The organism is Acinetobacter haemolyticus CIP 64.3 = MTCC 9819 (assembly GCF_000369065.1).
In the GTDB taxonomy this organism is placed as follows: domain Bacteria; phylum Pseudomonadota; class Gammaproteobacteria; order Pseudomonadales; family Moraxellaceae; genus Acinetobacter; species Acinetobacter haemolyticus.
Map to the genome: position 1 here is coordinate 98562 of NZ_KB849803.1, position 13408 is coordinate 111969.

The window sequence follows — 13408 nt, forward strand, 5'->3', positions numbered from 1 at the left end:
AACCCATTAACCAGCTTTACTCGCCACAAAAGGATTGAATTGTTTTTCATATCCAATGGTACTGATTGGACCATGACCTGAAATAAATTGAGTCTCATCAGGTAAGCTAAAGCACTCACGTTGAATCGAATCTAAAAGTTGCTGATGATTTCCTCTCGGAAAATCAGTACGTCCGATTGAACCTTTGAACAGTACATCTCCGGTCCAAAGCAAGCCATGTTTCTTGTTATAGAACATCACATGACCTGGCGTATGTCCGGGAGCAAAACGGACTTCAAACTCATCTTCACCCAGTTTCAGTACTTCACCACCTTCTAACCACTGATTTACTTTGACAGGTTGTGGAATCGGAAAGCCATAACGTGCTGAGACTTCTTGAATCATGTCTAACCAGAACTGATCTTCTTTGTGTGGGCCAATCACTGGAATTTTCCACGCTTCAGCAAGCTCACCCACTGCGCCAGCATGATCAAGGTGGCCATGCGTAAGCCATAAAGCTTTTACCTTTAAGCCTAGATCCTCGACTTCTTTTTTAAGTACAGCAGCATCACCGCCCGCATCAATCAAAATCGCTTCTTTGGTTTCACTGTCCCATAAAATGGAACAATTCTGGGCGAAAGCAGTAACAGGAACAATTTTGACTTGCAGCATAAAAACCTCTGGCTAAAACGCAGTTAACGGTGGGCTAAGGTATGAGTTAAGCCATCAAGATTAGCCTGAACCAGACTCGCAAGCAAATCTATATGTGCTTGATCTGTATTCAAAGCAGGGATATAGGCATATTCGCCACCCCCCGCATGTTGAAAGATTTCTTTATTCTGTATCGCTAACTCTTCGAGCGTTTCCAAACAATCTGCTGAAAATGCGGGGCTTAATACCTGCACCGATTTCACACCAGCTTTCCCCCATTGCTCAAGCAGTACATCGGTATATGGTTTTACCCATTCTTGTTTACCAAAGCGAGATTGAAAACTAATTGCCCATTCATCTTCATTTAAATGCAACGCTTCAGCCACTAGACGTGCCGTCACTCGACAACGGTCCGCATAGGGGTCACCTTTATCTGCATAAGGCTGTGGAATCCCATGAAAAGACATCAATAACTTTTCAGCTTTACCGTGCTGGGATTGATAATTCAACACACTATCTGCCAATGCCTGAATAAACATCGGATGTTGGTGATAGTCCTTCATAATGGTGAGACCGGGCAAATGACGTTGTTTCGGAATCCATCTAGCAAAGGCATCATAAAGCGGTGCTGTAGAAGTTGCAGAATATTGCGGAAACAGAGGTAACAGAATCACATGTTCTTGTGGTGATTTTTCAAGTTGGGACAAAACCCCATATATGCTGGGTTGCCCATAAGTCATCGCAGGAACAACGGTCAGATCAAAATGATGATTTTCATCTTCTAAACGTTGTTTGATCAAGCGCGTTTGCTCAAGTACGATTTCACGCATTGGGGAGTCATTTGACCAAACCGAAGCATAGGCTTCTGCAACGCGTTTTGGGCGAAATGGTAACACGAATAAATTTAGAATGATCCACCAAAGCAATTTGGGAATTTCAATGACACGCGTATCAGATAAAAACTGCTTAAGGAAACGACGTACTGCTGGCGCAGTGGCTTCATCTGGCGTACCTAGATTTGCCAGAACCACAGTCACTTTGGGTTTTGGTGTCGCTGACATAGATCGCATCCGCTATAGCTGAATTTATTCAATTACTTTAGCAGTTTTCACACCCTTTTTTAAATTGAATTAATGCATCGTCTTAAACTGAAAAACACGATGACTATCCAAGACATTACTCTCTAAAAGCTTCTGACCTTTTGCGGTTAATTGCCATAACATGCGTTGACGATCATCACGGCCGGTTGGGATAATCCATTCATTCTGACGCATTTGTAATTTGATTTCATGCAAAGCTCGAATATTGACTTGCGCACGCGACACCGCATGTGCTCTGGGCATTTCTTTGCGTGCATCATCCAAACCTGTCTCATTTAAATATTCATTCATACGTTTAGAAAAATATTCTTCAGGCGTAGGAACCACAAAAGTCGCACCGAGGACATGTAATAACTGTGCCCACGTCATTTTACGATGTGGCTTAATCTCTTTAAAATTCCCATCTTGATAAGCATGCATACGATATTCAAAAGAATAAAGTTCATACATTGAAACTTTAGGCAAACTAGTGAGAGGATCTGCCTCACGGCTCCCCAACTCTGTTTCAAGTTGTTTGACTTTGGCACGTAAGTTGTCTATCTCATCACGTAATACTTGGGTATTTTGTGGACGTACCCAACCCACCACAGGGTAGCGCTCTAACATTTGCGGCATACTTGAACGTACTGCGAGCTCTAAATCTCTTAAGCTACGGTAACAAAAAACCTGATCGACTTCATGTTGTAACTGCTTTCTAAACTCTTTGAATTTCTCTTTAAGTTCGGCTTTGTGATCATGCAATTTGGCTTCACGAGACTCTGGATCTTCATGCATAAATACAATTACGGGTTTTTGCTTGGTCATTGCATAGATATACTCTAAATGCATATAACCCACACCTGAAACAGATTGCTCACCATACTGACTACCCAATAAGATCACCACATAATCACAATCATCAATCTGACGACGTGCAATCGAAGTACTTAATGGCGTACGTTGCTCCAACCCCCAAGAGAAAAACCCCATACCAACTAAAGTTTGTGCTAAAACCGCTCGCTCTGGTTGCATTTCATTGCCAGAGGTAGAAATAAAGACTTGATAACGAGTATCTTGCATAGGCGAAGCCCCAATTTATTTATCAATAGCATCAAGTTCTAATCTTGATTTTTATTAAAAGACAACCCCGATAAACTGTAAAATAGAGTTCGATTGACTACGTTTTTTCACGTATTTCATCGCCCAAATTATGAATCGTCCATGTTAGTTGTTTGGGTATAAGGTGCTGAAGTACAGGTTCTAGTACGGCAGCATTGTTACCGCTGACAAAACATTCAATACGTGAAACATTATGACGTATTTTGTCAGATAATAACCCATTTTTAATCAAAATATACGCTGTTTGTCTCGCAACTGCTTGTCCAGAATCAATTAATTTCAACTTTTCATCAAAAACCTGACGAATTGCGGGTTTGAGAAATGGATAGTGTGTGCAACCAAGTACTAGAAAATCAGCACCCTGCTCTATGACAGGTTGTAGGATCTGTTTGAGTACCGCTTTACATGCCTCGCTCATTTGCTCCCCAGCTTCAACAAAAGGCACCAATGCCAAATTGGTCACCGTGAGTACTTTTACCCCTGCAGGTTCAGCAAAATTTAACATGACATCTTTAATCAAGCGCCCGCGAAATGTCGCAGGTGTTGCCAAAACCGCTACAACCTTCGTTTGTGTCTGAATCACCGCGGGTTTCAATGCTGGAACTAATCCAATAATCGGAAAGCGCTCACCGTAATGATCTCGCAAATAGTCCAAACTAAATGCAGAAGCCGTATTACACGCGACTACAGCAACCTTACATCCCTGCCGATAAAGCCATTCGATTGCTTGTGCGGTTAAATTCCGTATCTCCTGATCTGAACGCGCACCATACGGTACGTGTGCAGTATCCGCATAATAAAGAATACGCTCATTGGGTAAATGCAGAGCAATTTCTTGTGCTATCGATAGTCCGCCGATCCCTGAATCAAAAATGCCAATCGGTGCATCTGCTGATGCTTGCGGCATTGGGTCACGTAATTGAGCTAAAAATTGCACTGCTGTCATACACACGAACATAGGTTTATTTGCTCTTTCAAGCTTAAACCTCAGGTGCTTAAATGCAAGACCAAATCACCACTTTTTAATGTTAAAACCGTGTCACCTTGCTGATTTTCAGACAAGTTGCCATAGTTAACGAGATGATAAAAACTTTGTCGCTGAATTAATGCATTCATTCCAAATCGCACATGAACATAAGGACGTAATTCGCCCGCAAACTCACGCATAAAAATAGGATGCTGTTCATCCACAATCACCACATCTTGGTTGGTGGTCGTGAGTTGTAAATAAGTCTTGCCTTCGATCTCAACCTGATCCGCTTGATTAATCAATAATGGCTCATCTTCGACTTCGATTTCAATCTGTTCTACGGGTGTTTTGAGATAGAATTTGCCTTCTTCTTTCCACAATACTTTGCTAAACAGATCAAGCAATGTTTGTCGTTTGATCAATTGACCTTCGTGCCACCATTCACCGTTGGCTTTTATCTTCAAATCCATTTTGCCACAATGCTTTGGATGCCACTGCTCTAACGGAGGAATTGACCTTTTGTGACTTTGCTGTACATCTTTTAAGTATTGTGCAATGTTCATTAAGTTTTTATCATCAGAAAACACGATTTTTCCTGTATTCTGTGAAGAATCATTTTCATTTATCATAGTTTATGCCTTGCTGACGAAAAAATATGACCGCTCAGCCAATTGGCGGGATCAAGGTTTAAAACTATACTATCCCAAATACTTGCAAGCACACTAGTCGCATTTGTGTTTGGTAATTGAGAATACTCATGGCAGCACCGAATTACATCATTACGGTTGCCACCCTATAAAATATGAGGAGTCCTACATGGAACACATCGAACGTGAAGCGATGGAGTTTGACGTAGTGATCGTAGGCGCAGGCCCTGCGGGTTTATCTGCTGCGATTAAAATTCGTCAACTAGCGATTGAAAACAACCTACCTGACCTTTCTGTGTGTGTTGTTGAAAAAGGCTCTGAAGTAGGTGCGCATATCCTATCTGGTGCTGTACTTGAACCACGTGCCATGAATGAACTCTTTCCGAATTGGAAAGAAGAAGGTGCACCGCTCAATGTACCTGTTACTGAAGACGAAACTTATTTCTTATTGTCTGATACGAAAGCACAAAAAATGCCGTATTGGATGGTTCCAAAATCTATGCATAACGAAGGCAACTATGTTATCTCTTTAGGTAACGTAGTTCGTTGGTTAGGTCAAAAAGCAGAAGAATTAGAAGTATCAATCTTCCCTGGCTTCGCCGCATCAGAAATCCTTTACCATGAAGATGGTACGGTAAAAGGGATTCAAACTGGTGATATGGGTATCGGCAAAGATGGTCAACCAACGCATAACTTTGCACCAGGCTACGAATTGCATGCTAAATATACTTTATTTGCAGAAGGTTGCCGTGGACATCTAGGTAAACGCCTGATTGCTGGTTTTGCACTTGATCGTGATGCTGATCCACAACATTACGGTATCGGGATCAAAGAGCTTTGGGAAATCGATCCAGCGAAACACAAACCTGGTCTTGTAATGCACGGTGCAGGTTGGCCATTGTCTGAGACAGGTTCTGCAGGCGGTTGGTGGTTATATCACGCTGAAAACAACCAAGTGACTTTGGGTATGATCGTAGATTTATCTTACGAAAACCCACATATGTATCCATTCATGGAAATGCAACGTTGGAAAACACACCCAACGATTAAACAATTCCTTGAAGGCGGTAAACGTATCTCTTACGGCGCACGTGCGGTTGTAAAAGGTGGTTTCAACTCTTTACCTAAACTCACTTTCCCAGGCGGCTGCTTGATCGGTGATGATGCTGGTTTCTTGAATTTCTCAAAAATCAAAGGCTCACATACCGCAATGAAGTCAGGTATGTTGTGTGGTGAAGCAGTATTTGAAGCGATCGCTGCGGGTGTTGCAAAAGGTGGTGACCTTGCGATTGCACGCGTTACTGAAGGCGAAGACCACTTCGAAAAAGAATTGGTTGCTTATACTGAAAAATATAACAACTCTTGGTTAAAAGAAGAGTTATATAAAGCGCGTAACTTCGGTCCTGCAATGCATAAATTTGGTACGTGGATTGGTGGTGCATTTAACTTTATCGATCAAAATATCTTTAAAGTCCCATTCACATTGCATGACTTGAAACAAGACTTTGCTGCGCTTAAGACTGTTGATGCATCGACGTTCAAACCAAACTATCCAAAACCAGATGGTAAGTTAACGTTTGACCGTTTGTCTTCAGTATTCGTATCAAATACGGTACACGAAGAAAACCAACCAGCTCACTTAAAGTTAACTAATCCTGAAACGCCAATTCAGGTCAACTTACCGAAGTGGGACGAGCCTGCTCAACGTTACTGCCCTGCGGGTGTTTATGAAGTCATGGAAAATGATGACGGCTCGAAGCGTTTCCAAATCAACGCAGCAAACTGTGTTCACTGTAAGACTTGTGACATCAAAGATCCATCACAAAACATTACATGGGTAACGCCAGAAGGCGGCGGTGGTCCAAACTACCCGAACATGTAATTTTTAATTTGCGCTGAAATTGAGTTTTTAGCGCAAACTAAGCCAAGAAAGCCTCATAAAATATGAGGCTTTTTTAATTTAATCTTTCTGCCCTTCATCAAACTTTTTATATTGTTTCGATAACAAACTTAAGCTGTTCATTTGCTTACCGAAACGCCGACACGAACTACACATCATCACATGAAACTGTAAAGCACTCTGTTCTTTGAAGTTCAGAGTTCGATCTTGTTTTTCTGAAAGCAATTGGGTCGCTTGTCGGCACGTCAACATGAACAATCCCCCTGTAGTAACCATTTATTTTCTAAGCATTCACGTAGTCTTACTCGACTGCGATACATTAAAACATTCAAGTTTGAGATGCTTAATTCTAATTTTTCGCAGATTTCATCTGAACTCAGTTCAATCATTTCCCGCAACATAAACACCTGTGCATACTTCGCTGGTAGATGATTCAAACAGGCGTCAAAAATCATCCAAAAATCTTGCTGCTCCATCATTTCCTCAGGATTCAACCATGCTTTTGGTCTTTCTGATTTTTGCCAATGCCCTGAAGCATCAAACAACTCATCCACGCTTCGCTCATTTTCTTCCGTATCAAACAATTCAGACATACTGACTAAACGTTGCTTCTGACGAATCAGATCAACAATCTTATTTTTTAGAATCGCAAACACCCATGTTTTAAATGCTGATCGGCCAGAAAAAGAGCCTGAATGTTGTAAAGCACTGACTAAAGCTTCTTGCACCACATCTTCAGCTTGATGAAATGAAGAGAGCTGCACTACTGCAAATTTCATCATTTGTTGCCGTAATTCCGACAAAAAATCATCGTTATACAGTTGCTGAGATGCATTAGCATTCGATGTTGTCATTTCAGGCATAGCGTTTCTCACTGTGCTAGTCTGGTTTGTATAACAATTCTAAACGGATCAAATCTTCTGCAAGTTCATCCAGTTGAGTATTCACTTCACTGACCGATAGATCTGGAATTATTTGCTGGATAAATTCAGCAAGTGCTATTCGAGGCAATGGTTGTTGTGCTAATTGCTCAATTAGATAAGCGGATAATGGTGTAAGTATTTCAACACAAACCCGATCCTGTTTGTTTCGCCAAACCATAATGGCACTTGGAGCAGGATCTTTGTTTATTTGATTAATTGACCATTGATAAACAGGATATTGATACACCAACACCCAAACTTGTGTAGTCAGCTGCCAATTCAATTCGGCATTCAAAGTGACATCTTCAATTTCAAGTGTATCCAAGTACAGTTCAAGCCATTCGTATTGCAACAGCTCAGCAAGCCACGGATATTCAACTAAAATAGGATGCTGCTGTTCTGTGAGAAATTCTCTGAATTGCAGCGAAATATCATTATAGAACGGTGATTGATTTTGAGATTCTCTAAAAAAAACCGTCAGTAACTGTTGCCATTGCTGCTCAGGCAATAACGATCGAGCCACGGGATAAACCAAATTGATGAACGAGCAAACATTGTTGAACAACAGTTCTCGATAAACTTGCATACGATCCAAAGCAAAAGGTACTGATTTTGCTGAATTAGGATCACGCAGCCAGTCACAAAAATCATGTTGGGTCTGCTGAAAACTATGCTCATTCATATTCATACTTTCACGCCATCGACCAAATTCGGGCTCATTGGGATTAGTGTGTGTTGATTTGAATATTGATGCTGTAACTGCCGAATCTTATTCAATTCATTCTGAAGTTGCTGCCATGTAGGGATATTAAAATCGCGCTCTAATAACGTTGGTTTCACACCACAAACTTGATAAGTGTATTCCAACAATGCCCAAACAGGATCACAGACTTCCGCACCATGAGTATCAATGAGTAAATCTGTACTCACCTGTTCATGCCCTGCAATATGCAAATAACGAATACGTTGTTTCGGCATCGCTTCAATGAAAGCATAAGCATCTGCTTGGTGGTTGATACTATTTACATAAACGTTATTCACGTCCAACAGCAATTCGCAATCTGCTTGGGTGATTACTTCACGAACAAAGTCTGCCTCGGACATTTCAGCATTCGGCATAAGATAAGTAGAAACATTTTCCAATACTAATCTGCGCCCTAAAATATCTTGAACTTGAGAAATCCGTTCCACTACATACTTCACAGCAGCTTCAGTCATTGGGATAGGCAAGAGATCGTATAGATAACCACCATCATTGGTATAACTCAGATGTTCCGAATAAATCTCGACTTGATAAGCATCTAAGAATTTCTTGATTTGGTGAATAAAATCAATATTTAAGGGATGAGGACCACCAATCGACAAAGATAGTCCGTGACAAATCAATGGAGATTTTTCTACACACTGAGCTAGAATTTTGGCATGTCGACCACCAAAGCCCATCCAATTTTCTGGAGCAACTTCAATAAAATCAGGATGGTGAGTCGCACCTAAAAATGCCTCGATAAAATCTCGTCTTAGACCAAGACCAACACTTGTGATTGCATCCATAAAGAATCCTTTTGGTGAATGACAGCCATCTTTTTAGATGCTGTCATCAACCGTCTGCATAAGGCTTAGTGAGCGCCACACTTCCCATCAGCCACTTTTTTGTCTGCACCACATTTTGCATCTGCCATTTTTTTGTCTGCACCGCATTTAGCATCCGCAGTTTTTTTATCTGCACCGCATTTTGCATCAGTAGTTTTGTGTTGTTTTTTCGCTTTATCTGAACCACATTTCGCTTCACCACATTTTGCATCTGCAGTTTTAGTCACATGTGTTTCAGTCGTCGTCGATGCTGCCGAAACTTGAGTTGCTGCACCAACCATAGATAATGCAACTAAAGCGGCAACCGAAGTCATTGAGTTTAATTTATTCATTGTGAAGTTCCTTTTAAGTAAATATTGCTTTTGTACTAGGTACATAAAATTAGACGTGCGAACAATCAAATTATTACAGTCAAATTTAGATTTTTTTGTGTAAGAAATCAAAAATTCAAACGACTAAACATTATTCAATACGAGTCGGTGTGAAATCCTCATGAATAAACTTATTTATCCTTTATTATTACGCTATCAGAATTTTTGTTCATATCTAAAACATTTCGATGGAATTGCAGCACTTTCCTTAAGACTGTTTCTCATTCCAGTGTTTTGGATGGCAGGTTCAAATAAACTTGCTCATTTTGCAGATACCGTTGAATGGTTTGGCAATCCTGAATGGGGCTTAGGATTACCCTTTCCAACACTGATGGCGACACTAGCAACCTCTGCTGAGTTGGGTGGTGCAATTTTATTAGCACTTGGATTGGCAACTCGGCTGATTAGTATTCCACTGATGATCACTATGCTCGTCGCGATATTTACCGTGCATTTACCCAATGGCTGGCAAGCGATTGCTGATCCCAATGCTCCTTTTGCAAATATGCAAGTGATGGAGTCCGCAGAAAAATTAGAGAAAGCAAGAGAGATTTTAAGTGCCTATGGCAACTATGACTGGCTCACATCGAGTGGTTCATTTGTGATTTTAAATAACGGAATTGAGTTTGCAGTGACCTATTTTGTGATGTTACTTGCGTTACTCGTTCTAGGTGGTGGTCGCTATGTCAGTCTAGATTATTGGTTGAATCACCTGATACAAAAAATTTATCGTAAACAATAAGTTCTGTTGCCAATCTTATTGCGCATCGAACTCCCATAACAAGGGAGCTCAATATTCTTGAAAAGCGAATTAGCCCTTTTGCACCAAATAACGATATTCAGTATTGCTATTTTCATCCAAACTTTCTTCTTTGAGTAATAATTCATGTCCAAGATGCATACAAAACTTTGGAATATCCCATGAGGTTGAAGGATCGGTTGCAAACACCTCAACAATATCACCTGACTTTGCTCTACGGATCGCTTGATGCAACATCATCACAGGCTCAGGGCAACGTAACCCTCTAGTATTGAGTTGAACAGTAGCAAGTTTTGATTGTTCAGACATGATAAAGCTCAAATATTTTCATATTCACATTTTACCATAAAGTGCACTTCTAAAAATCATCAACAGCATTTTGAAAAACTGTACATTTCTTGCATCGTTTTATTGATGCATATCGGCTTTATCTTCGGTATGATGAAAATCATCTAATTGATATAGAGAGTCTTTAGGAAAGATCATGATCGAGGAATCCAGTCCGTCGTGGGGTATGCGTGGCTTAAGAAAATGGTTAGGAACCGCACCCGAAACCCGCGATGAATTACTCAAGTTAGTTCAAGACTCCCGTCGCTTTTTAGAGCCAGATACTGTTGCTATGCTTGAGGGTGTTCTCGATCTGCCAGCAACAAAGATTCGAGAAGTCATGACACCTCGTACAGCGATTATTAGCTTGCAGGAAGATGACCAATTACTCGATATCTTAGATGTTCTTATCGACTCAGCGCATTCTCGCTTTCCAGTTTTTTCATCGGAACAAGGCGATAATGTAGTCGGGATTCTGTTAGCTAAAGATCTTTTACCGTTCTTAACAGATCGCAATGTGAAAGTTGATATTCGTGCTTTAATGCGACAACCTTTATTTGTTCCTGAGAGTGCACGTTCCGATCAAGTTCTGCGGATGCTTAAAAATACACAAACGCATATCGCTATTGTTATTGATGAATATGGTTCAACTTCTGGTTTAGTCACACTTGAAGACATTCTAGAAGAAATTGTGGGTGAAATTGAAGACGAGCATGATATTGCGGATGAAGAAGCATTATTTATCGTTCCAGATAATGATCCTACGACTTCAAATACATGGATTGTGCAAGCATTAACCCCAATTGAACATTTCAATACGGTGCTCAATGCAGACTTTTCTGATGATGAAGTTGAAACTATGGGTGGACTATTACTCCAAGAAATTGGTCTTGTCAGTGATTTACAAGGTCAAACCATCGAGCTCGGAACATGGCAATTTACCATTATTGAAGCAGATGCGCGTACGATTCACCTGATTCGAGCAGTCCGTCAATGAGAAACTTTTTTGACAAGCTGTTAAGCCCTGCCAACAATCAAAAACAGTTGCCTTTTATTATTCCTTTATTGATTGCTCTCATTTCAGGTGCGATCTTTAGTTTGGCACTGGCACCCTATTATTTTTGGTGGCTTGCGATTCTATCGCCTGCATTGTTATATGCAACTTTGAGACAACGAAACCCTAAACAAGCCTTCATATTAGGCTGGGCCTATGGTTTTGGCCTATGGTTTGTAGGCGCTTTTTGGCTCTATACGTCCATTCATGTCTACGGCGATACCAATGCAGTTCTCAGTGTCTTAATGATCAGCATCATGGCATTGTTAATGGGGCTGTTTACTGCCCTGCAAACATGGCTATATCGTCGCTTTTTCCCAGAAACACCTTTGACCTTTGCCCCACTTTGGGTTTTGTTTGAATGGACCAAGACTTGGGTATTCACTGGTTTTCCGTGGTTATTTGCTGGTTATGCCTTCACTGAACGCTTTTTAGATGGCTATGCCCCATTATTTGGTATCTATGCCGTCTCATTTGTAGTGATCGTACTTGCCTGCGCGCTGGTGGAAATTCTGAATCGACGCTGGTTTTGGGCGATTCCTTCTGCACTGTTATTGATCGGTGCATGGGGTGCAGGGCTTATTCAATTTGTTCAACCTAAAGATGAAAAACCACTCAAGGTTTCTTTGCTTCAAGGCAATATTCCTCAAGACCTTAAATGGTTGACTGAATATCAAATTAAGACCCTCGAGATTTATGCCAATTTATCACGCAAAGAATGGGGACAAGACCTCATCGTTTGGCCTGAATCCTCGATTCCTTTGTTTCAAACTGATATTCCTGATTTTCTAAAGGCGATGGCTGTCCAAGCCAAAAAGACCGACACGGCTTGGGTTACAGGCATACCATACTGGGATATTCCTCAGTCGCAACAAGCGGGTGAGCCAATGTACTACAATAGTATTATGGCTTCAGGTAGTGATTCTTCTGGTTTATACAAGAAACAACGTTTAGTTCCTTTTGGTGAGTACATTCCACTATCTGGAATGTTGAAGTGGGTGCTGCCAGCCATGCAAAATGATGTCAGTATGGCAGGATTTTCTCGTGGCGAAGCCAATCAAAAACCATTGATGGTTAAAGGTCATGCTTTAGCAGCAGCGATTTGCTATGAAGTTGCCTATCCAAATCTAACCCGTCGGAATGCACTCAATAGTGACTTTCTCATTACAGTTTCGAATGATGCATGGTTTACAGGTACAGCAGGCCCTTGGCAACATTTACAAATGGTTCAAATGCGTGCCAAAGAAAATGGACGTTGGTTTATTCGTGCAACCAATACAGGTGTCACCGCATTTATCGATCATCATGGACATATTGTTAAACAAGCACCTATCGATGAAGAGGCAGTATTACGTGGGGAGTTACCTGCTATGCAAGGGCAAACCTTATATAGCCGTTTAAGTGATTATCCAATACTGATCTTCTCATTGCTTTTATTAATTGTAGGCTGGATGTATCGTCCACGTAAGGTCGATGTTTCTTTCAAATCACGTCGATAATATCAAAAAGAGCGTTTTACAATAAAACGCTCTTTTTTTGACCCAAAAATATTTACATCATTACGAATAGCTTTTGTATTTGCCTCAGAAAAAATAGACGATGTAAAAGCTCGAATGAGAGTTAAAGTACCAACGACAATTGCAAAGATAAATACGCGACTAAACTAGACAAAAATAACATGGGAATATAGCGATAGGTTTTAAATAAAAATTTCTCATATTTGGAAATCAAATCTGCATGACGCCAAACACTAGTTTTCAAAGCACTTAAAAAACATAAGACAAACCATGCACTCAACATACTCAGTGCAAAAAAGCCAATCATAATTTGGCTACTGCCTTCAGTTGTTTGCCATAAAGTCAAAGCACCTTGACTAATTGGTAATAAAGTTAAAATAAGCAATACAGATTTCAGCATTGCCCAATGAAACTGATTCAGTTCATCCAACACAAAAAATGCTTTCATCTGTTATCTCCACACGTCAATTCAATGATCTAAATTTATTATGCAAAGCTTTGATCTAAAGAAAAAGTCTATT

General features: G+C 40.6%; 16 protein-coding genes. 4 read left to right on the top strand and 12 right to left on the bottom strand.

Translation table 11 applies throughout. The features are described from left to right. Positions 1 to 6: 6 nt before the first annotated feature. The 5 genes from F927_RS08795 to F927_RS08815 form a co-directional block, all read right to left on the bottom strand. Positions 7 to 651: an MBL fold metallo-hydrolase gene (locus tag F927_RS08795; protein ID WP_004637744.1), complete on the bottom strand. Its 645-nt coding sequence runs from the start codon at positions 649 to 651 to the stop codon at positions 7 to 9. A gap of 23 nt (positions 652 to 674) precedes the next feature. Next, positions 675 to 1691, bottom strand: coding sequence for a ferrochelatase (gene hemH, locus F927_RS08800; RefSeq protein ID WP_005083749.1), 1017 nt, complete (start codon positions 1689 to 1691; stop codon positions 675 to 677). Between the two features lie 69 nt (positions 1692 to 1760). Beyond that, positions 1761 to 2789 (bottom strand): DUF4062 domain-containing protein, encoded by a 1029-nt coding sequence (locus tag F927_RS08805; protein WP_004637742.1) that lies wholly within the window; start codon positions 2787 to 2789, stop codon positions 1761 to 1763. A gap of 97 nt (positions 2790 to 2886) precedes the next feature. Next, positions 2887 to 3774: a glutamate racemase gene (gene murI / locus F927_RS08810; RefSeq protein WP_017394556.1), complete on the bottom strand. Its 888-nt coding sequence runs from the start codon at positions 3772 to 3774 to the stop codon at positions 2887 to 2889. A 41-nt stretch (positions 3775 to 3815) separates the two neighbouring features. Then, a complete protein-coding gene (locus tag F927_RS08815; protein ID WP_005083755.1) occupies positions 3816 to 4427 on the bottom strand; it encodes a DUF1285 domain-containing protein in 612 nt (203 codons plus the stop codon). Between the two features lie 187 nt (positions 4428 to 4614). Between F927_RS08815 and F927_RS08820 the strand changes: the two genes are divergently transcribed. After that, on the top strand, positions 4615 to 6327 hold the full coding sequence (locus F927_RS08820) for an electron transfer flavoprotein-ubiquinone oxidoreductase (protein WP_004637739.1): 1713 nt from the start codon (positions 4615 to 4617) through the stop codon (positions 6325 to 6327). Positions 6328 to 6405: 78 nt separating this feature from the next. Here the strand turns inward: F927_RS08820 and F927_RS08825 are convergent, their stop codons facing one another. From F927_RS08825 to F927_RS08845, 5 genes are all read right to left on the bottom strand, one after another. Next, positions 6406 to 6597 (bottom strand): zf-HC2 domain-containing protein, encoded by a 192-nt coding sequence (locus tag F927_RS08825; RefSeq protein WP_005083758.1) that lies wholly within the window; start codon positions 6595 to 6597, stop codon positions 6406 to 6408. Next, entirely contained in the window at positions 6591 to 7208 is a 618-nt protein-coding gene (locus F927_RS08830) for an RNA polymerase factor sigma-70 (protein ID WP_005083760.1), read from the bottom strand. Before F927_RS08830 ends, F927_RS08825 begins: the two co-directional genes overlap by 7 nt. A 16-nt stretch (positions 7209 to 7224) precedes the next feature. After that, positions 7225 to 7956, bottom strand: coding sequence for an HvfC family RiPP maturation protein (locus tag F927_RS08835; protein ID WP_005083762.1), 732 nt, complete (start codon positions 7954 to 7956; stop codon positions 7225 to 7227). Continuing rightward, positions 7953 to 8819: an HvfB family MNIO-type RiPP peptide maturase gene (locus F927_RS08840; protein WP_005083764.1), complete on the bottom strand. Its 867-nt coding sequence runs from the start codon at positions 8817 to 8819 to the stop codon at positions 7953 to 7955. Before F927_RS08840 ends, F927_RS08835 begins: the two co-directional genes overlap by 4 nt. A gap of 65 nt (positions 8820 to 8884) precedes the next feature. Next, the gene (locus F927_RS08845) at positions 8885 to 9190 is read right to left on the bottom strand and encodes an HvfA family oxazolone/thioamide-modified RiPP metallophore (RefSeq protein WP_005083766.1); all 306 of its coding nucleotides are present in this window, start codon (positions 9188 to 9190) and stop codon (positions 8885 to 8887) included. A gap of 160 nt (positions 9191 to 9350) precedes the next feature. On the opposite strand from F927_RS08845, the gene F927_RS08850 reads away from it, so the two are divergent. Further along, on the top strand, positions 9351 to 9971 hold the full coding sequence (locus tag F927_RS08850) for an HvfX family Cu-binding RiPP maturation protein (protein WP_005083768.1): 621 nt from the start codon (positions 9351 to 9353) through the stop codon (positions 9969 to 9971). Between the two features lie 69 nt (positions 9972 to 10040). Here the strand turns inward: F927_RS08850 and tusA are convergent, their stop codons facing one another. Then, positions 10041 to 10298 (bottom strand): sulfurtransferase TusA, encoded by a 258-nt coding sequence (gene tusA / locus F927_RS08855; protein WP_004637738.1) that lies wholly within the window; start codon positions 10296 to 10298, stop codon positions 10041 to 10043. A 175-nt stretch (positions 10299 to 10473) separates the two neighbouring features. Between tusA and F927_RS08860 the strand changes: the two genes are divergently transcribed. Continuing rightward, the gene (locus F927_RS08860) at positions 10474 to 11313 is read left to right on the top strand and encodes an HlyC/CorC family transporter (RefSeq protein WP_004637737.1); all 840 of its coding nucleotides are present in this window, start codon (positions 10474 to 10476) and stop codon (positions 11311 to 11313) included. Beyond that, complete coding sequence (lnt, locus tag F927_RS08865) at positions 11310 to 12869, top strand: apolipoprotein N-acyltransferase (RefSeq protein WP_005083770.1); 1560 nt, start codon at positions 11310 to 11312, stop codon at positions 12867 to 12869. The genes F927_RS08860 and lnt overlap by 4 nt, the downstream gene beginning before the upstream one ends. Before the next feature lie 121 nt (positions 12870 to 12990). Here the strand turns inward: lnt and F927_RS08870 are convergent, their stop codons facing one another. After that, positions 12991 to 13335 carry a hypothetical protein gene (locus F927_RS08870; RefSeq protein ID WP_005083772.1) on the bottom strand — a complete coding sequence of 115 codons (345 nt, stop codon included), beginning with the start codon at positions 13333 to 13335 and terminating at the stop codon, positions 12991 to 12993. Positions 13336 to 13408 lie beyond the last annotated feature (73 nt).

Coding starts and splice junctions, on each gene's coding strand:
- F927_RS08795 (WP_004637744.1), bottom strand. CDS start 651: ATGCTGCAAGTCAAAATTGTTCCTGTTACTGCTTTCGCCCAGAATTGT.
- hemH (WP_005083749.1), bottom strand. CDS start 1,691: ATGTCAGCGACACCAAAACCCAAAGTGACTGTGGTTCTGGCAAATCTA.
- F927_RS08805 (WP_004637742.1), bottom strand. CDS start 2,789: ATGCAAGATACTCGTTATCAAGTCTTTATTTCTACCTCTGGCAATGAA.
- murI (WP_017394556.1), bottom strand. CDS start 3,774: ATGACAGCAGTGCAATTTTTAGCTCAATTACGTGACCCAATGCCGCAA.
- F927_RS08815 (WP_005083755.1), bottom strand. CDS start 4,427: ATGATAAATGAAAATGATTCTTCACAGAATACAGGAAAAATCGTGTTT.
- F927_RS08820 (WP_004637739.1), top strand. CDS start 4,615: ATGGAACACATCGAACGTGAAGCGATGGAGTTTGACGTAGTGATCGTA.
- F927_RS08825 (WP_005083758.1), bottom strand. CDS start 6,597: ATGTTGACGTGCCGACAAGCGACCCAATTGCTTTCAGAAAAACAAGAT.
- F927_RS08830 (WP_005083760.1), bottom strand. CDS start 7,208: ATGCCTGAAATGACAACATCGAATGCTAATGCATCTCAGCAACTGTAT.
- F927_RS08835 (WP_005083762.1), bottom strand. CDS start 7,956: ATGAATATGAATGAGCATAGTTTTCAGCAGACCCAACATGATTTTTGT.
- F927_RS08840 (WP_005083764.1), bottom strand. CDS start 8,819: ATGGATGCAATCACAAGTGTTGGTCTTGGTCTAAGACGAGATTTTATC.
- F927_RS08845 (WP_005083766.1), bottom strand. CDS start 9,190: ATGAATAAATTAAACTCAATGACTTCGGTTGCCGCTTTAGTTGCATTA.
- F927_RS08850 (WP_005083768.1), top strand. CDS start 9,351: ATGAATAAACTTATTTATCCTTTATTATTACGCTATCAGAATTTTTGT.
- tusA (WP_004637738.1), bottom strand. CDS start 10,298: ATGTCTGAACAATCAAAACTTGCTACTGTTCAACTCAATACTAGAGGG.
- F927_RS08860 (WP_004637737.1), top strand. CDS start 10,474: ATGATCGAGGAATCCAGTCCGTCGTGGGGTATGCGTGGCTTAAGAAAA.
- lnt (WP_005083770.1), top strand. CDS start 11,310: ATGAGAAACTTTTTTGACAAGCTGTTAAGCCCTGCCAACAATCAAAAA.
- F927_RS08870 (WP_005083772.1), bottom strand. CDS start 13,335: ATGAAAGCATTTTTTGTGTTGGATGAACTGAATCAGTTTCATTGGGCA.